We start from the raw sequence: 18,901 nt of genomic DNA, 5'->3' as shown, positions 1-18,901 counted from the left end.
CGTCAGTGATCAGCCGTCACTCAGTGGCAGGTCAGCAGGCTGACGGTGCTGTTGGCGCAGGAGGCCAGCAGGCTGAGGTTGCTCGCGCCGCCGTGGCTGCCACCGCCGCCGCCCTCGAGGACCTCGGGGGTTTCCAGGGCCTGCAGGTCGAGAACCAGTTCCATGGTGTTCCCTTTCACTAGTTATCTCTTGGTCCGCCGTCCTCACTGGACAGCAGTTCGGGAGGACAGGAAGGGCAGCGCGGCCTTCCCGTCCAAGGTGGCGGCCAGTGCGAGCAGGACGCCCGCGCCGCCGGTGACGACGTCCATCGACAGCCGCAGCAGCTGGTTGCCGGGGAACGCCAGGCCGCCCTTGTACGGCACCGCGTACCAGGCCAGCCGGGAAAGATGCAGGTCGATGGCGTCGCGGACCCGCTGATCCGGTTCGGCGCCCATGGCCAGCGCGGTCATCAGCCCGCCTCGGCCGAACAGCAGACCGGGATGGATGACGAACTCGCCGCGGCATGCTTCACGCAGGCCGGGAAGGCTCTTCAACGCCTTCGCGTCGGGACGGTGCTTCGCCAGTTCCTCGGCGACCATGAGGATCCCGGCGCTGCCGACACCCGCGTACGGCAGCGTCCTGGTCTCGCCGTCTCGGACCTGCAGTGAGCCGTCGTCCGACTCGCCGCACTCCTCGATGTCCCGCTCCAGCGCCTGGTCGGCGAAGGACAGCCAGCCCTCTTCGCGGGTGCGCTCGAACAGCCGCACGAACAGCAGCGCCGGACCGGACCAGCCGTTGAGCAACCCGGCCCTGCCGAAGTCGCCGGGCGGGGCGGCGGTTTCGAGCGCTTCGGCGAGCCGGACCGCGGTGGCCAGCGCCTGCCTGCCGAACTCGTTGTCCTTACGGGACACCGCGAAGTGCAGCTGCGTGAGCCCGATCCCGGACAGGCCGCCTTCCAGACCGTGGTCGGTGGTCTGCTCGACCAGCGTCGCCGACGCCGTCAGCAGCTTGGTGGCCTCGTCCCGGTATCCGAGCTCTTCGAGGACGTACGCGATCCCGTACGAGCCGTCGTAGAACCCCGGCCGTCCCGGCGGTTCGCGGCGGATCGAGTCCAGCAGCCAGCGCTCGTGTTCCCGGTGGCGCTCGCCGCTGACCGTTTTCAGCGCGTGGAGGACGCCGGCCGCGCCGTAGCCGAAGCAGGCTCCGCCGACGCGGAACTGTTCGATGTCGCCGGGGAAGAGCCGGTCCGTGCGCTCGGGGGTCGCGCTGGCGAGGATCGCTTCGGTGATCTGCTTGCGCACCAGCGCCCAGTCCGGCTTGGCCTGATCCAGCTCGGTCGCGCTCGGCGGCGGCGGGGTGTTCCGGGGCGCGAGCTCGGCGACGATCGAGTCGGCGTAGCCCTCCGGGACGTCGAAGCGCCGCTGGACGAAGTCCGCGAGCCCGCGCAGCTTCGCCGGGGCGAGCTCCAGCAGCGTGGTGAGCGGCAGGAAGATCCACAGCTTCAGGACGGCGAGCGCGTACTCGTCGACCTCGAAGCCGTTCCGGTCCCGCGGGGCGCGGAAACCGGGCGCGCCCAGGGCGGGCCGTTTGCCGCTTTCGATGTCGGACGCCATCTCGAAGTCGATCAGCGAGACCGTCTCTTCGTCCTCGTCGACCAGGATGTTCAGCGAGTGCAGGTCGCCGAAGACGATCCCGCGGCCGTGCACCTCGCCGACCATCGCCTCCACCCGCCGGACCAGCGCCAGCGCGCGTTCGGTGTACGCGGCGATGTCGGCCTCGGTGGTGTCGCGCCGGGTGAGCGGGTAGTTGCGGGCGAGCCAGTTGCCCAGCGAGACACCGGGCATGTACTCCATCGCCAGGAAGTGGTGCTCCCAGACGGTGAAGCGGTCGTAGGTGGCGGGGATGCCGTCGATACCCTTCAACCGCTCCAGCACCTCGTGCTCGCGGCGGAGGCGTTCGACGGCGTCGACCTCGTCACGGTCCAGGCCGGCGAACGGCCTGGCCTCCTTGAGGACCACCCGCTCCCCGTCGGTCTTCCGGTCGGCGAGATACACGCCGCCGCCGTTCGAGAAGTGCAGCGAGCTTTTCACCTGATAGGGGAACTGATCCGCGCCACCGCTCTTGCGAGCTGCGAGATGAGGCGCGAGGAACTCCGGAATCGTCACCCAGTCGGGTACGGAGAAGGTCGGCTCGCGTTTGTCCGGGACCAGCGTCCCGTCCGGTTTACGCACCGCGAGGACCCGCTTGCCGTCGAGTTCGACCCATTGCTCGGCGAATCCGCCGTAGCGGACGTAGAGCGGCCCGGCACCATACCGGAGATCACTGAGAATGTACGCCCCGGCTTCGCCGTCGAGCTTCGCCGACAACTCGGCGAGAACGCGCTCGAGCTCGTTGTTGTCAGCCGGATAAAGAGTCAATAACTTACCGCTCCCGTCACGCGGAGCGTATTTCGAATTCCTTGCGAGGAGGGTGCTCCGCGAGCGCAGATGCTTGTAGGACACGGCGTGCTCGACACAGTGCTCGTGCACCTTCACGAGCACCCGCTCGGCGTTGCCCAGACCTGCCGAAACGTGGATTTTCCAGCCCTGCAAGGGAAGGTTTCGAGCAATAGGGTGCAACAACCGCCACACTCCGCGCACTCCGGTGCGCCAGCCCGACTCGGGAGCGGGCAGCAGGGCGGCGAAATCGTCGGCGGCGTCCCCCGTTTCCCGCTGTTCATCGAAGAACAGTGGATCGGCGAAGCAATACGCTTCGTACCGGACGTCCATCGAGCGCCCCCTCCTTGGCACCAATCGGATGGGCCATGTGCACCATCGCGATGGAGAATATTCCACCCGCCGGACACCGAACGGCCAATCCGCCATATCGGGGGTTCGGATCGGCTGTTCAGGGACGTGAATTCGAAATCTACCGAATGGTAGGGGTACCCAGCGTGAGATCAACTCTTATTTCAACCACCCGGTCGGTGTGTAACAGGAGCGAACCGGCGGCGTATTCCCTGGTCCAGGCGGCGATCACAATAACGCGCCACCGAATTGACAGGGCGCCAACCGAACGCGCTTCGTGATCTATTCACCTGAGGTCTGGACCACTGCACCCCACCGTGGCGCCCGCCACGCACCCCACCGGTCGCCCGTCGGCGGTGATCCGGCCGGAGGTACGTTGTCGCCGGTGGAGCAGGTAAGGAGGCCGACGTGATCACAGGCTTCGCGGTGACCGTCGCGATCTGCGCGACGCTGGTCGCGGCGTGGAGTTTCGTCCAGGCCGCTCGGGGGAAACTGCCCGACAACGCACTGCTCACCGGCCTCGCCGTGGTCGAGCTCCTGCTGGTGGCCCAGCTCGTGATCGGCGTCGTACTGCTGATCGGCGGCGGCAACCCCGGCAGCATGGCCACCTATCTCGCCTACCTGATCGGCTGCCTGGTCGTGCTCCCGATCGGGACCTTCTGGGCGCTGGCCGAGCGCACCCGGTCGAGCACCGTGATCCTCGGCATCGCCTGTCTCGCGATCCCGGTGATGGTGCTGCGGTTGCACGAGGTGTGGGCGGGCGCCAGTGCGTGAAGAAACCGAGGAGAAGACGGTGGACAAGGCTTCCGGCCCGGGACGGATCCTGGTCGCCGTGTACGCGATCTTCGCGCTGGCCGCGACCTCACGCGCCGCCGTGCAGATCAGTACCAAGTTCCACGAGGCCCCGCTGGCCTACGCCCTCTCCGCGTTCGCGGCCGTCGTCTACCTTCTGGCCACCGTCGCGCTGGCCCGCCGTGGCGCGGGCTGGTGGCGGGTCGCGCTGGCCGCCTGCGCCGTCGAACTGCTCGGCGTGCTGACCATCGGCACGTTCAGCCTCTTCGACCGCGAGGCCTTCCCGCACGCCACCGTGTGGTCGGTCTACGGCCAGGGGTACCTCTTCATCCCGCTGGTGCTGCCGGTGATCGGGCTGTACTGGTTGCGGCGGACGAAGGGGTAGCGGAGCGCGTTGGGTCTCGTGAGTGGTAAGGACGGTTAGAACCGTCCTTACCACTCACGAGACCAGACCCACCCGGTACCAGGGTTCTGCTGGGTGCCTGCCGGGCTTGGCTTGGCCGACGGGTTGCGAAAGTGGCTTTCGCAACGTTGAAGGTTGCGAAAGTGGCTTTCGCAACGCCGGCTCCAGACCCCCCGGGATCAACGACGGCCGGAAGCCAGTAGCCGCCCTCGGCGAGAACCGTCCTTACCACTCACGAGTCGAAGCAGCCTTTTTCGTTGAGCGGCCCGAACGTGGGCAGGACCAGCCCGCACAGGTAGCCGTCGATCCAGCGCCCGTTGCCCGCGACGTTGGTGAGCACCCGGATCGCCGGCGCGAACGCGGCGATCCCCTTGGCCAGCGAATCCTGGTTGCGCTGGAGCATCGACGTCAGCCGGTCGAGTTGTTCGAGCACCGGCCCGAGCTGCCCGTCGTTGTCGGCGATGATGCCGTCGAGGGCGGTCGCGAGCCGTTTCGACCCGTCCAGCAGGTCCTTGATCGCCTGCTGCCGGGTCGAAATCGCGCGCAGCAGCGCGTTTCCGTCCTGGACAAGGCGCTGGACCTCGGTGTCGCGGTCGACGAGGGTCTGCGACACCTGCCGGGTGTTCGCGAGCAGCGTCCGGAGCTGCCGGTCGCGGGAGGCGATGGTGCCGGAGAGCCTCGAAATCCCGTCCAGCGCCGAGCGGACGTCGGCGGGCGTATCGGCGAACGTCGCCGAAATCGTGTCGAAGCTTTTCGCGAGCTGACCGACATCGATGGCGTCGACGGCTTTCGACAAATCCCGAAACGCTTCGAGAACGTCATACGGCGCGGTGGTCCGCCGCAGCGGAATGGGGTCGCCGGGATCGAGGACCGCTCCGCCCCGCGGGTCGAGCGCCAAGTACTTCTGCCCCAGGACGTTCTTGATCCGAATGGACGCGCTCGTGGCGTCGCCCACCCACGCGTCCTTCACCCGGAAGGACACCAGCACGCGATCGCCTTCGAGGTCGATCTCGGACACCTTGCCGACCTTCACCCCGGCGATCCGGACGTCGTTGTCCGCGCGCAGTCCACCCGCGTCGGAGAATTCGGCGGAGTAGGTGGTGCCGCCGCCGATCACCGGCAGCGCGTCGGCGTTGAGCGCCGCCGCCATCCCGAGGGCCATCGTGGTGAGCCCGGCGAGCGCCAGCTTCACCGGATCCACCGCGCCGAAGGACCTCATCGCCTCACCTCGCAGGTCACGAGCGGCAAAGCTTAAGGCCCGCTCCCGCCCATCGCCAGGCGAAACGTTGCACCGATCGGGTGGCAGCGTCTGTCCATTGTGGACTCTGATCGAGCCGGGCGAAGATCCCGGTCAGGAGGACGGCCGCGCGCCGTGCTTCTTTCCCCGGCTGAGTCGCGTTGTCATACCCCTGAGACGACTGCGTCGCGCGAAACGTGACGGCTAGCGCCAGAGCCCGTCCGCCGTCCCCCGCGCCACATGCTCCTCGTAGACCTCGACCTTCCGGCTGATCAGCTCTAGGCAGTCGGCCAGTTCGGCGATCCGGGCCCGGACGGTGTTCTGGTGTTCCCGCAGCAGCTCCAGCCGCTTTTCTTCGTTTCCCGGCCCCTGCCGGACGAGTCCGGCGAATTCGCGGATGGTGGCCAGCGGCATTCCCGACGCCCGGAACTTCGTGCAGTTCACCAGCCAATCGACATCCTGTTCGGTGTACACGCGGCGGCCGTTCGCGTCCCGTTTCACCGGCGCCGCGAGCAGCCCTTCCTTCTCGTAGAAGCGAAGCGCGTGCACGCTGAGGCCCGTCCGGGCGGTGACCTGGCCGATCGCGAGTTCCGTCACCTCGCCGACGATAGCGTCCTTGACCTAGAGAGCCCTCTAGCTCCTAACGTCCGCCGCATGACCAACGCACAACACAAGATCGGCTCCGGTTTCGGCGCGCGCAGCACCGCCGGGGAAGTACTGGACGGCATCGACCTCTCCGGCAGGCTCGCCCTCGTCACCGGCGGATATTCGGGGCTGGGCCTGGAAACCACGCGCGCGCTGGCGAACGCGGGCGCGCACGTGGTCGTCCCCGCGCGCCGCCCGGCCGACGCCGAGGCCGCGCTCGCCGGGATCACCGGCGCGGAGGTCGACGAGCTCGATCTCGCCGACCTGGCGAGCGTCGAGGCCTTCGCCAGGCGGTTCCTCGGCACTGGCCGTCCGGTCGACCTGCTGATCGCGAACGCCGGGATCATGGCCGCGCCGGAGCGGCGGGTCGGCCCCGGCTGGGAGTCGCATTTCGCGATCTGCCACCTCGGCCACCACGCCCTGGTGAGCCGGCTCTGGCCCGCGCTGAAGGCGGCCGGCGGCGCCCGCGTCGTCACGGTGGCCTCCTCTGGTCACCACTCCTCGCCGATGCGCTGGGACGACGTCCACTTCGAGCGCGGCTACGACCGCTGGCTCGCCTACGGCCAGGCCAAGACGGCGAACGTACTGTTCTCGGTACAGCTGGACATGCTCGGCGCCGACCACGGGATCCGCGCGTTCAGTCTGCATCCGGGCGCCATCCTCACTCCCCTGCAACGGCATCTGCGACAGGAGGAGATGGTCGAGCGCGGCTGGATCGACGAACACGGCGACCAGGCCGACCCGGACTTCAAATCGCCGCGGCAGGGCGCGGCCACCCAGGTCTGGGCGGCGACGTCGCCGCTGCTCGACGGGATGGGCGGGCTCTACTGCGAGGACTGCGACATCGCCGAGCTCGCCCCCGAAGAGGGCGAGTGGGTCGGCGTGCGCCCGTACGCGGTCGATCCCGGCGAGGCCGCGCGGCTCTGGAAGCTCTCCGAGAACCTCACCGGGACCTCCCTCGGCTAGTTCCAGAACTTGATCTCCGGGTTGCCCGGCACCGGCCCGTCCAGCAGCGGCTGGTGGCCGCCGCGCAGGTTCTTGTCGAAGAACGCGGAGACGTATGTCCTGGTCAGCGCCATTCCGCGGTCGCCGCCGAGGAGACCGGGTTTGCCGAGCCCGAGCTGCTCACCGAGCACACCGACGTCGGTGAAGGAGGCGTGCCCGGCCCCCGCGACGCTGATCCAGCGCTTCCATCCGGTGAGGTTCGGCCAGCTGCCCGCCCACGTCGTGTCCGGGCCCGCCGGGGTGTACTCGCTTTCGCGGCCGAGCAGCAGGAACGGCCGGTCGATCCCGGACGCGGGGATCGGCGACCACAGCCTGCCGTCCAGGTCCGCGCCCGCGCGGATCCGCCGGTCGTCGACCATCGCGGTCGGCGTGCTGTACCCGCCGATGGAATGTCCCGCCATCCCGATCCGCGTCCGGTCGATCAGGTGGGACCAGCGTGACGAGGGCCTGGTCAGCGTGTCGAGGACGAACGAGACGTCCGCGGAGCGGATCGGCGGGATCAGTGTCGAGTCCGATCCGCACGCGGCGCATTCGGTGACGCGGCCGTCCGGGAAGGCCGTGCCGTGGGATTCGTGGTTGTGGCCGATCAGCGCGACGATGAATCCCTTGCTCGCCAGCTCTTCCGCGAGCCCGGTGAGCGTCGTGCGCGGTTTGCCGAATCCCGGCGACAGGACGACGAGCGCGCGCTTCCCCGGCAGAGGCGGGGCGTCGACCCTGGCACTGGACCGGGTTCCGGCGACCAGTGCGGGGTCGACGTCGGGGAGGCCCGATTCGGTCAGGAACGCCTTGGCCTCGGCGAAGGTGAGGTAGGGCCGTTTCGGGCCGATCGGCACCAGCGCGGGGTAGAACATCGTCACCATCAGCTCGCGCGGCCCGGACGGCACCCAGGGGTCCTGGCGCGAGCGGTCGACGAGGTGGAGGTCGGTGGAGCCGACGGGATGCGAGCCGGTCGGCGGCGGCAGCGTCAACCGCGGGGCCGCCGCGGCGGGACTCGCCAACGACACCATGCCGGCGAGGGCGGCCAGCGCGACGAGAAGCCTTCTCATGAGGTTTCCGTTTCTGTCGAGGATCTTCCTGCGTCCAGGCTGGCGCCCGGCGCCGTATTCGCGCGTCTGCCGCAGGTCGTATCCCGAGGTCTGCCGCGAGAGGGATTCGCGGCGCCCGGCCCGGGATTACGCTCGGCTGGTGCTGTCGCTCCTCAGAAGTCACCCGAAGGCCGTGGACGTCGGGCTGACCGTGGTCCTCGGACTGTCCACTGTGGTCTCAGCCGATGATCCCGAGGGTTTCGAGTGGTGGCTGGCCTCCTTGGTGGCCTTGGCTTCTCTGCTCGTCCGGCACCGGAATCCCACGATCACCTTCGCCGCCGGGGGCACGGTCTCGCTCCTGCATCTGGCCATGGGCAACGACCTCAGACCGGTCGACGTCGTGGCGTTGATCGGTCTCTTCTCCGTCGCGGCCTGGGGGCCACGACGGCGCTCGCTCGGGCTGCTGGCGGCGGGACTGTTCGTCGCCGGGGCGTGGGCTTTCTATGCCTCCGAAGCGAACACTCGGACACCGGGCCCGACGCCACCGCGACTGATCATCATCGATCGGCTGGCACCGGCCGGCACCGACGCCGACGACCACCAAGTGCAGGACTGGGGTGGCTTTCCGGCCATCGGCCTGTCGCTCGGAGTGGCGTGGCTCGCCGGGCTGAACACGCGGCAGCGCCGGATCCGGCTGTCGGTGCTGGAACAGCGGGCCGCCGACCTCGAACGCGAGCGCGACACTCAGGCCGCGCTGGCCGTGGCCGCCGAACGCGGCCGCATCAGCCGCGAACTGCACGACGTCGTCGCGCACGCGCTTTCCGTGGTGGTCCTGCAGGCGCAGGGCGCCCAAGCGGAACTGGACCGGCGGCCCGAGCGGTCACGGGAGGCGCTGGACGCCATCGTCGACACCGGGCGCACCGCGTTGAGCGAGATCCGGCGGCTGCTCGGCGCGCTCGGCCAGGACGAGCCGGACTGGGAGCCTCGGCCCGGTGCGGAACGCCTGCCGCGGCTGGCCGCCGACATCCGGTCGGCCGGCACGCCGGTCGAGTTCCGCGTCGAAGGGGAACCCCGGCCCCTTCCGTCCACAGTGGACTTGGCGGCCTACCGGATCGTGCAGGAGGCGCTGACGAACGTGCTGAAACACGCCGGTCCGGACGCGTCGGTGACTATCGTGATGCGCTATGACCCCGGGACGCTGGAGATCGAGGTCACCGACGACGGCGTCGCGGCGGAAGCTCCGGCCGGCCCCGGGCACGGCCTCGAAGGGATGCGGGAACGGGTGAACGTACTGGGCGGCACCTTCGACGCGGGACCGCGTCCGGAGCGCGGCTTCGCCGTCCGCGCGACCCTGCCGTCATGACGATCCGGGTGGTCATCGCCGACGACCAGGCGCTCGTGCGCACCGGACTGCGGATGATCCTGGACAACGCGGACGACATCGACGTCGTCGGCGAGGCGGGTGACGGCGCGGAGGCCGTCGCGCTGGTGGCGGAACTCGATCCCGACGTCGTGCTCATGGACATCCGGATGCCCGAGATGGACGGCGTCGAGGCCACCGCCGCGATCGCCGCGGCGCATCGCACCCGCGTCCTGGTGCTGACCACGTTCGACCTGGACGAATACGTCTACGCCGCGCTCCAGGCAGGGGCCAGCGGCTTCCTGCTCAAGGACGCGCTGGCGCCGGATCTGCTCGCCGGTGTCCGGGTGGTCGCCTCCGGCGAGGCCACCCTCGCGCCAACCGTCACCCGGCGGCTGCTCGACCGGGTCGTCACCGGCCTGCCCGTGCCGCCGCCGGACGACCGGCTCGCCCTGCTCACCGGCCGGGAGAACGAGGTGCTGCGGCACCTGGCGCGCGGCCTGTCCAACGCCGAGATCGCCGAACTGCTGTATCTCTCGCCGGGGACGGTGAAGACCCACGTCGGCCGCATCCTCACGAAGCTCGGCCTCCGCGACCGCGTCCAGGCCGTCGTCTTCGCCTACGAATCCGGGATGATCAGCCGCTGATCGCGGCGGGCGCGCGCCAGTGCTTGCCGCGCCGGGGCCGCCGGTGCTGGCCACGCCTGCCGAGGTCGGCGAGGCTGTCCACGGGGCGCGCGGCGAACTCTTCGGCGGTGATGCCCATCCGCACGAGGTACTTGATCTCGCCGAGCACCACCTCGGTGTCGCGCAGCCTGCCTTCCTCGCGGAAGCCGAGGCCGGCGTGCAGCGACAGCGACGCCAGGTTGCCGCCGTACACGCTGACCTCGCATTTGCGGAAGCCGCGTTGCCCGAACATGTGCGCCAGGAGGACGGTGATGGCGTCCGTGGCGTATCCGCAGCGCTGGTGGCGCGGGGCGATCCCGATGCCGTAGCCGAACCGGCCGGTCGCCGGGTCGGCGCCGATGGTGCAGACCGAACCGACCAGCATCCGGCCGCGGACGGTCTCGATGCCGAAGTGGATGTCGTCGCCCGAAGATCCCGAGCGGTGCGAGGCCCAGTGCCGGTGCCCGCCGCCGAGCAGCGGTGTCGCCTCGCGGGCCATGTCACGGTCGAAGCCCATCAGGACCCGGCGATCCCGGAGCCCGACCTCGCGCAACCGCACCTTCCGCCCGACCTGCCCGGGCTCCAGGGCGGAGCGGCTCACCGCGTCCGGCCGCACGAGTGCTCACGAACGATCACAAGCATGCTTCGACGATATCGGGTCCCGAAACGCCCGAAGGCCCCCACCCGGTACGGATGGAGGCCTTCGGCGTGAAGAAAGTCAGATGGCGACGACGCGCTGGGCCTGCGGGCCCTTCTGACCTTGGCCGATCTCGAACTCGACGCGCTGCCCTTCGTCCAGGGACTTGAAACCGCTGCCCTGGATCTCCGAGTAGTGCACGAACACGTCCGGTCCGCCGTCGTCCTGAGCGATGAAGCCGAAGCCCTTTTCGCCGTTGAACCACTTAACGCTGCCCTGAGCCATACTTTTTCTACCTGCTCTTCATAGCGAGTCTGAGCTCATTCGATGCCCCGATCTCGTGGACCATTCTCGCAGGTCTTGCCCCGTAACACACGTCGCCGTCTCAAATTCGTACAGATCGCCAGGTCAAGGTCACCCTTGGCGGGTCGGCCGGAGGGTCGGATCGCCGATTTCGACGGGTCCTGGAAGCCCCCGTGGCGAGCCTGGCCGACGCCGAGCGGCCGGGACCCGATGAGGCTTCGGGCCGGGGTGTCCCGGCTCCGCTTCGATCGCCCCGGCGCCGTGGTCCAGAACCGCGTGAGGCTTCGGGCCGGGGGTGTCCCCAATGTGCCCTTGGGGACATTGAGCGTCTCCAAGGGCACATTCGGGACACCGATCCAGCGGTCGATGCGCCACCTCTCCGTGGCCGGCTGACCAGCGGGTTTGCGGCCTTCGGGACACCCGATCGGGCGATCGACGTGCCGTGCCCGGCTGCGTCAGTGCCCTTCCGGCTCGGAGCCGATCCGGTAGGGCATGGGCCTGCCGTCCTCGTCGCACACCTCGACCGGCTTGCCCTCGGCGTCCACGATCTTGCCGTCGACGATCCTGTCTCCGTCCTTGAGCCGGGAGAGGGCCTTGAGGTCGGAGTAGTCGATCACCCTGGTCGCGGTCGCGAACACCGACGGGTCGCTGCCCGCCTTGGCCGGTTTCAGGTGGTTGAACAGCAGGTTCAGCACGACGGCCATGAGCGCGGCGGAGCTGATCCCCGAGTGGAAGATCGTGCCGACCCACGCCGGGAAGTGGTGGTAGAACTCCGGCGCCGCGATCGGGACCATGCCCAGCCCGACCGACGCCGCGACGATCACCAGGTTCATGTTCCCGTTGTAGTCCACTTTGGACAGTGTCTTGATGCCGGACGCCGCGACCGTGCCGAACAGCACGAGACCGGCGCCGCCAAGCACCGGGTACGGAATCGCGGCGACCACCCGGCCGAGCACCGGGAGCATGCCCAGTACCAGCAGGATCACGCCGCCGGCGGTCACCACGAACCGGCTGCGGACGCCGGTGATCGCGACCAGCCCGACGTTCTGGGCGAACGCGCTCTGCATGAACCCGTTGAAGACCGGCGCCACCGCCGAGGACGCCATGTCGGCGCGCAGCCCGTCTCCGATCCGGCGTTTGCCGACCCGCGTGCCGACGATCTCCCCCACCGCGAGCATGTCGGCCGTGGTCTCGGTGAGGGTCACCAGCACGACGATGAACATCGACACGATCGCGGCGACGTCGAAGGTCGGCGCGCCGAAGCCGAACGGGGTCGGCACCGCGAAGATCGGGCCGTCCCAGACCTGCGAGAAATCGGCCTTGCCCAGCACGGCGGCCAGCACGGTGCCGACCACGATCGACAGGAGGATCGAGAGCCGGGAGATGGCCGGGACGGCGACCTTGCTGAGCAACAGCACGATCGCCAGCGTCATCGCGGCCAGGCCGATGTTGGACACCGAGCCGAATTCCGGCGACTTGGTGTTGTTGCCCATCGCCCACTGGGCCGCGACCGGCATCAGGCTGAGCCCGATCACGGTGATCACCGTCCCGGTGACCACCGGCGGGAAGTACTTCACCAGGCGGGAGAACACCGGGGTGATGAGCAGGCCGAGCACCGCGGACGCGATCACCGAGCCGAACACGGCGGGCAGCCCGCCGTCGGCCACGATCGCGGTCATCGTCGCCACACCCGCGAACGAAGTGCCCTGGACCAGCGGCAGCCGGGAGCCGAAGAAGGGGACGCCGAACGACTGCAGGATCGTCGCCAGACCGCCGATGAACAGGCACGACGCGACGAGCAGCCCGATCTCGGCGGTCGAGACGCCCGCGGCGCCGCCGATGATCAGGGGCGGCGCGATGATCCCGCCGTACATCGTCAGGACGTGCTGGACGCCGTAAGTGAAACTCTTGCCGATCCCGAGCCGTTCGTCCTCGGGCCTGCCGCTCGCGGCCGCTTCGGCCCGCGTCCTCTTCACCATGGATCCGCCTCTCGATCGAAGCGAGCGATGCCGGACAATTTCAATCTGCGGAGGTTAACTTCCGCATGGCAGAACTTGCAAGGCCCTGCCCGTACGGGTCGTCCTTGCGGCGGGTGGGCAAAGATCCTTTCCGCGCGAGGGCACCGGAATGCGGCGATGGTAGAAATCGGCTGCCCAGTCGGTGAGGATCCCGAGGCAGGAAGACGGCATACATGGCGAATCCGCTGGTCGCTGAGCGTCAGGACTCCACCAAGGCCCACTCCGGTGTCCCGTTGCTGGAATCCGCGATGGACCTCAAGGAAGGCATCGAGAAGGGCGACTGGGCCGCGGTCGCGATGGGCGCCGTCGGGACGGCTCTCGACGCGCTGTCGATGGCCATGGACCCGTTCGGTTCGATCCTCGCCGCGGGTGTCGGCTGGCTGCTCGAACACGTCGGCCCGCTCTCCGACGCGCTCGACGCCCTGACCGGCGACGCCGATCAGATCAAGGCGCAGGCCGAGACCTGGTCCAACATCGCGAAGGAACTCGGTGCCATCGGCACGGACCTGACCGACCTGGTCAAGGCCGACCTGCAGACATGGGCGGGCGACGCCGCGGACCGCTACCGCGAACGGTCACAGGACACGGTCACCGTGCTCACCGCCGCGCAGAAGGGTTGCGAGGGCGCGTCGAGCGGGGTCAAGACCGCGGGCGAGGTCGTCGCCGCCGTCCGCACCCTGGTCCGCGACATCATCGCCGAACTCGTCGGCCACCTGATCAGCTGGGCGTTGCAGGTGCTGTTCACCCTCGGCATCGGCTTGACCTGGGTGGTGCCGCAGGTGGTGACCGCGGTCGCCAAGACCGCTTCGAAGATCGCCGACCTCACCACCAAGCTCGTCAAGGCGCTCAAGGGCCTGATGCCGCTGCTCAAGCGGGCGGACACGCTCTTCGACGACGCCGCCAAGGCGCTGCGGAAGTTGCAGGGCGGCAAGGTGGACGCCCCGCCGCCGCCCAAGACCAAGGGCGGCAACGACCGCGGGATCGACGAGGGCACCAGCAGTTCCAGCGCCGACGGCAACGGCGGACCGCGCGGCGGCAACGACGGCCCCACCAACGACAGGAGCACGAACACCAGGAGCGACAACGACCAGACGAACACGAGCGGCACCGGCGGCGGTGGCGGCACCCGTGACCGGGGCGGCAGCACCGACACCACCAAGAAGGACGGCAACGACGACCGTTCGACGTCGTCGGATTCCAAGAACTACTGCGGAGACCCCGTCGACGTCGCGACGGGCGAGGTCGTCATGAAGCAGGTCGACGTGACGTTGCCCGGCGACGCGGGCGAGCTCGAACTCTCCAGGACGCATCTGTCGTCCTACACCGCCGGCCGCTGGTTCGGTCCATCTTGGACGTCCACAATGGACCAGCGATTGACGTTCCACGGCGACCGCGTCCTGTTCCATTCCGAAGACGGCATGGTGCTGACCTATCCCGTCCCGGCGGGTGGCCCCGTCCTGCCGGTGCAGGGACCGCGGCACCGGCTGCGCCGCGCGGCGGACGGCTACCGGCTCTCGATGGGCGATCGCGAACTGCTCTTCGCCGGCGCGGGCCGGGTCCTTCCGCTCACGGCCATCGAGCAGAACGGCGTCCGCACCGAGTTCGCCTACGCGGCCGACGGCACGCCCGCGCGGCTCCGCCGTGCCGACGGCGTCGAACTCGCGATCGGCACCGCGAAGGGGCGGATCGTCACGCTCGGCGCTCCGGGGCAGCCGCCGCTGGTGCGTTTCTCGTACAACCGGCTCGGCCAGCTGAGCACCGTCACGGACTACGCCGGCCGCCCCATGACGCTCGACTACGACTTCGGGCACCGGCTCGTCGGCTGGAAGGACCGCACGGGCACCTGGTACCGCTACGTCTACGACGACGCCGGACGCTGCGTCCGCGCCGTCGGGGCGAGCGGTTACTACAACGCGACGTTCGCCTACGAACCGGGCACGACGCGGCACACCGACGCCCTCGGCCACACGTGGACGTATCGCCTCAACGACGCCAGGCAGCTGGTCGAACGCGTCGATCCACTGGGCAACTCCCAGCGCTACTCCTGGAACAGGCGCGACGAACTCCTGTCCACAGTGGACGAACTCGGCCGGGAGACCCGTTACGAGTACGACGAAGACGGCGAGCTGGCGGCCGTCCACCGTCCCGGCGGGTCGACGGTGGTGCTCACCCACACCGACGGCGAGGTCCGGCTGTCGGCGGGAGACGTCCGGCGGACGGTCCCCGCGTTCGATCCGGCCACCACCCTGGTCGGCACCGGAATGCCGGTGGAGATCCCGGACGCGCCCGACCCGCTGACCGACGCCCCCGTGACGGATCGCCCCGGCGACCGCGACCTGTTCGGCCGCCCCCGCCTCGCGTACACGGCCTCCGGCGGCGCGGCGAGGCTCGGCTGGACGGCCGACGGGCGCCGTGCCTGGCGGCTCGGCCCCGACGGCGGCCGCGAGACGTGGGTACACGACGCCGAGGGCCACGTCGTCGAGCACCGCGACGCGGCGGGTGCCGCGCGGCGCCGCAAGTACGGCCCGTTCGGCCTCGTCCTGGAAGAGACCGACGCCGCGGGCGCGCGCACGCTGTTCACCTACGACGGCGAACTGCGGCTCACCTCCGTGACCAACCCGAACGGCCGCACCTGGCGCTACGTCCGCGACGCCGCGGGCAGGCTCGTCGAAGAGGTCGACTACGAGGGCCGCCGGATCGGCTACGCCTACGACGCGGCGGGGCAACTGCTGCGCATGACCAGCAGTACGGGTGAAGCGACCGAGTACGACTACGACATCGGGGGCAACGTCGTGGCGAGGCGTACCCCGGACGACGTCACGCGCTACGAATACGACGAGCTCGGCAGGATGACCGTCGCCGAGAACACCGAATCGCGGGTCGAACTCGTCCACGACGACGGGGACCGGGTCGTCGTGGACACGATCAACGGGCTCGGGGTGTGCTGGCGCCACGACGGCGACGTGCTCGTCCGGCGGACATCGTCCGGTGTGGACAGTGAGTGGCGGTTCACCGGGGAGGGACTGCCGCGGTCGCTGCGGATCGCGGGCCACGAAGTCGAGTTCGGCTACGACGACGCCGGGCGGGAGATCACGCGCGGCGTCGACGGCACCGTGGTGCTCCGGCGTCGGTTCGACGCGGAAGACCGGCTCGCCGAAGAGCACATCGCGGGCGTCGGGCAGCGGGTCTACGGCTACCGGCCGGACGGCAGGCTCGCCGCCGTCGAAGACGCGATCCGGCCCTGGCGGCTCACCTTCGACACCGCGGGCCGGGTCAGCGAGGCGCGCGGACCCGCCGGGGTCGAACGGTTCACCCACGACGCCGCGGGGACCATCGCCATCGGCGAGGACGTCTACCGCGGCGACGAGCGGGGCCGGGTCGTCGCGGACCAGTCCTGCGCCTACGAGTGGGATCACCTCGACCGGCTGCGCTCCGTGCGCACCCCCGACGGCGCGCTCTGGACCTATCACTACGACCCGCTGGGGCGGCGGTTCGCCAAACGCCGCTGGCTCATCGGCCCGGAGGGGGAAGCCGAGCTCACGCACGACGTCCGGTTCCTGTGGAGCGGGATGAGCGTGGTCGAGCGGATGGACTACGACCCCGCCGACGAGTCGTACCGGCTCCTGACCTGGGAACGCTACGACGACGACCGCCCCGTCGTGCAGATCGAGCGCACGGGCGCCCTCGAAGACGCCGTGTTCCGCGCGGTGATCACGTCGCCCGCGGGAACGCCGACCGAGCTGCTCGACGAACGCGGCACGCTGGTCTGGCAGGACCGCAGCAGTTTCTGGGGCGTGCCGCTTCCCGGCGCCGACACCGCCTCGATGCCGCTGGCGTTCCCCGGCCAGCACCGCGACGAGGAAACCGGGCTGCACTACAACGTCTTCCGGTACTACGACCCCAGGACGTCGCGGTATCTCAGCCAGGACCCGCTCGGCCTCGCCGCCGCGCCGAACCCCGTCGGTTACGTCGACCAGCCGCTGCTCATCGGGGACCCGCTCGGCCTCGTCCCGCCCTGCGGGCGAAGCGGTCCGGGCAGTCAGCAGCGACCTCAGCCGGTCGGGCCCAGCGGGCAACCCCAGCCATTGCGGAGGAGCCCGCGGAAGCCTCCCATCGACGTCGACAAGATGTCGAAGGAGGAGTTCGAGAAGTTCAAGCCGAAACTCGACCAGATCCTGAAGGCGGACAAGCACTTCTTCTGGTCCGGTGGCACCAAGAAGCGCAAACGCGGCGAAGAGGACGAGTATCTCGGCTCGGTCGAGGAGAAGGCGACCAAGATCGCGAAGCAGAACGGCGGCAACACCCTCGAAGGAACCCTCAAGGACAACAACATCAAGATGCCCGGGTGGATCAACGATCCCAACGACCCGAGGAAACCGCTCGTCCAGGAGAAATGGGACTACGTCTCCGAAACCTTCGCCAAGAACTCCAACAAGGACACGCACGTGGTCTTCCCCTACTGGCCGGGCAAGGGGCACGACGTCTACCCGCATCGCCGCGAGGACAACGTGTTCGACGTGACCGAGTACCCGAGGCTCGAATCGATGGGGATCGACCACATCACCAAGCACAACGCGGAAACCGGGCACACGCGCCCGTACCGGCACACCAAGTGAGTTTGCCGCCGCTCACCGGATTTGGTATACCAAAGAGAGTCCGGCGAGAAAGGTGTCCCCGTGTTGATCCGTGACGTCCGCCCCTGGGGTGGACAGCGCAGCGACGTCGAGGTGGCCGACGGCCGGATCACCGCGGTGCGGCCGCACGATCCCGCCGCCGCGCCGTCGCCGGACACGGTCGAAGGGCGCGGGCGGCTGCTGTTCCCGTCGTTCAGCGACGTGCACGTCCACCTGGACTCGACGCGGATCGGCCTGCCGTTCCGGCCCCACACCGGTGCGCCGGGTGTCTGGGCGATGATGCTGAACGACCGCGAGAACTGGCGGAACGCCGAGGTCCCGCTGCCCGAACGCGTCAGCGGGACGCTGGAGCGCATGATCGCGAACGGCACCACCCGCGTGCGCACGTACGCGCAGGTGGACGTCGACTGCCGGCTAGAGAAGCTCGACGCCGTCCTCGCCGCGAAGGAGCGCTTCGCCCGGCACGCGGACATCGAGATCATGGCGTTCCCCCAGGCCGGGATCCTGCGGGAGCCCGGCACCGTGGACGTGCTGGAGGCTTCGCTGCGCTCGGGCGCCACGGTCGTCGGCGGGATCGACCCGTGCTCGCTCGACAAGGACCCCAAGGGGCATCTCGACGTCGTGTTCGGGCTCGCCGAGAAGTACGGCGTCGAGGTGGACATCCACCTGCACGAACCCGGTCACCTCGGGGTGTTCTCGACCGACCTGGTGATCGAACGGGTCCGCGCGCTGGACATGCGCGGCAAGGTGACCATGTCGCACGCGTACGAACTGGGCTCGATCTCGGAATCGGTGAGCCGCCGCCTGATCGACACGTTCGCCGAACTGGACATCGCGATGGCGACCGTCGCGCCGTCCACCGACGGTCAGCTGTCGCTCGCGGACCTCACGACCGCGGGCGTGCGCGTCGGCCTCGGCGAAGACGGCCAGCGGGACTACTGGAGCCCGTACGGCAACTGCGACCTGCTCGACCGCACCTGGCAGCTGGCCTTCACCAACGGCTTCCGCCGCGACGACCTGATCGAGATGGCACTGGCCGTCGCGACGATGGGCGGCGCGTCGATCATGAGCCACGACGTCCCGCGGCTGGCGGGTATCGGCGACCGGCCGGGGGTGGCCGTCGGCGACCGCGCCGACCTGGTGCTGGTGGACGGCGAGACCCCGACGAGCGCGGTGATGGACCGCGGCAAGGACCGCACGGTGCTGCACGACGGCGTGGTCGTGGCGGACGGGCTTTCGGTGCTCGGGTAAACCGTTGGCGCGCCGACGGTGGCCGCTGCTAACTTGCCGGAGGCCGTGCGAGCGAACGAGGAGGTGGTACCCGTGGACATTCCGACCAGGGTGCTCCCCTCAGGGGTCACGGCCGGGCGATAGGTCGCCCGGGAGCGCCGTTTCACGAGCACTCCCGAAAG

15 protein-coding genes are annotated in these 18,901 nt (G+C 69.4%); 7 read left to right on the top strand and 8 right to left on the bottom strand.

The window, feature by feature from the left end; all coding sequences use genetic code 11:
- Window positions 1-20: 20 nt before the first annotated feature.
- Together ACZ3HL_RS18825 and lanKC are read right to left on the bottom strand one after the other, a co-directional pair.
- Complete coding sequence (locus ACZ3HL_RS18825; RefSeq protein ID WP_091598068.1) at window positions 21-164, bottom strand: SapB/AmfS family lanthipeptide; 144 nt, start codon at window positions 162-164, stop codon at window positions 21-23.
- A 39-nt stretch (window positions 165-203) separates the two neighbouring features.
- Window positions 204-2,747, bottom strand: coding sequence for a class III lanthionine synthetase LanKC (gene lanKC, locus ACZ3HL_RS18820; RefSeq protein WP_465532514.1), 2,544 nt, complete (start codon window positions 2,745-2,747; stop codon window positions 204-206).
- Between the two features lie 426 nt (window positions 2,748-3,173).
- On the opposite strand from lanKC, the gene ACZ3HL_RS18815 reads away from it, so the two are divergent.
- Window positions 3,174-3,539 (top strand): hypothetical protein, encoded by a 366-nt coding sequence (locus ACZ3HL_RS18815; protein WP_465532512.1) that lies wholly within the window; start codon window positions 3,174-3,176, stop codon window positions 3,537-3,539.
- Window positions 3,532-3,942, top strand: a complete 411-nt coding sequence (locus ACZ3HL_RS18810; RefSeq protein ID WP_465532510.1) for a hypothetical protein — start codon at window positions 3,532-3,534, stop codon at window positions 3,940-3,942. Before ACZ3HL_RS18815 ends, ACZ3HL_RS18810 begins: the two co-directional genes overlap by 8 nt.
- Before the next feature lie 250 nt (window positions 3,943-4,192).
- Here ACZ3HL_RS18810 and ACZ3HL_RS18805 read toward each other — a convergent pair whose 3' ends face one another.
- Both ACZ3HL_RS18805 and ACZ3HL_RS18800 read right to left on the bottom strand, forming a co-directional pair.
- Entirely contained in the window at window positions 4,193-5,179 is a 987-nt protein-coding gene (locus ACZ3HL_RS18805; RefSeq protein WP_465532508.1) for an MCE family protein, read from the bottom strand.
- Window positions 5,180-5,401: 222 nt separating this feature from the next.
- Window positions 5,402-5,794 (bottom strand): MerR family transcriptional regulator, encoded by a 393-nt coding sequence (locus ACZ3HL_RS18800; protein ID WP_465532506.1) that lies wholly within the window; start codon window positions 5,792-5,794, stop codon window positions 5,402-5,404.
- Window positions 5,795-5,851: 57 nt separating this feature from the next.
- On the opposite strand from ACZ3HL_RS18800, the gene ACZ3HL_RS18795 reads away from it, so the two are divergent.
- Window positions 5,852-6,808, top strand: coding sequence for an SDR family NAD(P)-dependent oxidoreductase (locus ACZ3HL_RS18795; RefSeq protein ID WP_465532504.1), 957 nt, complete (start codon window positions 5,852-5,854; stop codon window positions 6,806-6,808).
- Here the strand turns inward: ACZ3HL_RS18795 and ACZ3HL_RS18790 are convergent.
- Window positions 6,805-7,893, bottom strand: coding sequence for an alpha/beta hydrolase family protein (locus ACZ3HL_RS18790; protein WP_465532502.1), 1,089 nt, complete (start codon window positions 7,891-7,893; stop codon window positions 6,805-6,807). The genes ACZ3HL_RS18795 and ACZ3HL_RS18790 overlap by 4 nt on opposite strands.
- A gap of 139 nt (window positions 7,894-8,032) precedes the next feature.
- On the opposite strand from ACZ3HL_RS18790, the gene ACZ3HL_RS18785 reads away from it, so the two are divergent.
- The gene (locus ACZ3HL_RS18785) at window positions 8,033-9,235 is read left to right on the top strand and encodes a sensor histidine kinase (protein WP_465532500.1); all 1,203 of its coding nucleotides are present in this window, start codon (window positions 8,033-8,035) and stop codon (window positions 9,233-9,235) included.
- Window positions 9,232-9,879: a response regulator gene (locus ACZ3HL_RS18780; protein ID WP_465532498.1), complete on the top strand. Its 648-nt coding sequence runs from the start codon at window positions 9,232-9,234 to the stop codon at window positions 9,877-9,879. The genes ACZ3HL_RS18785 and ACZ3HL_RS18780 overlap by 4 nt, the downstream gene beginning before the upstream one ends.
- On the opposite strand, the gene ACZ3HL_RS18775 is transcribed toward ACZ3HL_RS18780, so the two are convergent.
- The 3 genes from ACZ3HL_RS18775 to ACZ3HL_RS18765 all read right to left on the bottom strand — a co-directional run bounded on the left by ACZ3HL_RS18775 (window position 9,869) and on the right by ACZ3HL_RS18765 (window position 12,816).
- Window positions 9,869-10,513, bottom strand: a complete 645-nt coding sequence (locus tag ACZ3HL_RS18775) for a GNAT family N-acetyltransferase (protein ID WP_465532496.1) — start codon at window positions 10,511-10,513, stop codon at window positions 9,869-9,871. The genes ACZ3HL_RS18780 and ACZ3HL_RS18775 overlap by 11 nt on opposite strands.
- Before the next feature lie 102 nt (window positions 10,514-10,615).
- Window positions 10,616-10,819 (bottom strand): cold-shock protein, encoded by a 204-nt coding sequence (locus tag ACZ3HL_RS18770; RefSeq protein ID WP_005149851.1) that lies wholly within the window; start codon window positions 10,817-10,819, stop codon window positions 10,616-10,618.
- Between the two features lie 473 nt (window positions 10,820-11,292).
- Window positions 11,293-12,816, bottom strand: a complete 1,524-nt coding sequence (locus ACZ3HL_RS18765) for a nucleobase:cation symporter-2 family protein (protein ID WP_465532494.1) — start codon at window positions 12,814-12,816, stop codon at window positions 11,293-11,295.
- Between the two features lie 212 nt (window positions 12,817-13,028).
- On the opposite strand from ACZ3HL_RS18765, the gene ACZ3HL_RS18760 reads away from it, so the two are divergent.
- Window positions 13,029-17,471 (top strand): DUF6531 domain-containing protein, encoded by a 4,443-nt coding sequence (locus ACZ3HL_RS18760; protein ID WP_465532492.1) that lies wholly within the window; start codon window positions 13,029-13,031, stop codon window positions 17,469-17,471.
- 60 nt (window positions 17,472-17,531) lie between these two features.
- On the top strand, window positions 17,532-18,740 hold the full coding sequence (locus ACZ3HL_RS18755; RefSeq protein WP_465532490.1) for an amidohydrolase family protein: 1,209 nt from the start codon (window positions 17,532-17,534) through the stop codon (window positions 18,738-18,740).
- Window positions 18,741-18,901: the final 161 nt, after the last annotated feature.

The organism is Amycolatopsis sp. NPDC000009 (assembly GCF_055563465.1).
Note: the sequence above shows the minus strand (reverse complement) of the source record. Positions and strands in the feature narration are given on the sequence as shown.

Coding starts and splice junctions, on each gene's coding strand:
- ACZ3HL_RS18795 (WP_465532504.1), top strand. CDS start 5,852: ATGACCAACGCACAACACAAGATCGGCTCCGGTTTCGGCGCGCGCAGC.
- lanKC (WP_465532514.1), bottom strand. CDS start 2,747: ATGGACGTCCGGTACGAAGCGTATTGCTTCGCCGATCCACTGTTCTTC.
- ACZ3HL_RS18780 (WP_465532498.1), top strand. CDS start 9,232: ATGACGATCCGGGTGGTCATCGCCGACGACCAGGCGCTCGTGCGCACC.
- ACZ3HL_RS18790 (WP_465532502.1), bottom strand. CDS start 7,893: ATGAGAAGGCTTCTCGTCGCGCTGGCCGCCCTCGCCGGCATGGTGTCG.
- ACZ3HL_RS18760 (WP_465532492.1), top strand. CDS start 13,029: ATGGCGAATCCGCTGGTCGCTGAGCGTCAGGACTCCACCAAGGCCCAC.
- ACZ3HL_RS18805 (WP_465532508.1), bottom strand. CDS start 5,179: ATGAGGTCCTTCGGCGCGGTGGATCCGGTGAAGCTGGCGCTCGCCGGG.
- ACZ3HL_RS18765 (WP_465532494.1), bottom strand. CDS start 12,816: ATGGTGAAGAGGACGCGGGCCGAAGCGGCCGCGAGCGGCAGGCCCGAG.
- ACZ3HL_RS18770 (WP_005149851.1), bottom strand. CDS start 10,819: ATGGCTCAGGGCAGCGTTAAGTGGTTCAACGGCGAAAAGGGCTTCGGC.
- ACZ3HL_RS18825 (WP_091598068.1), bottom strand. CDS start 164: ATGGAACTGGTTCTCGACCTGCAGGCCCTGGAAACCCCCGAGGTCCTC.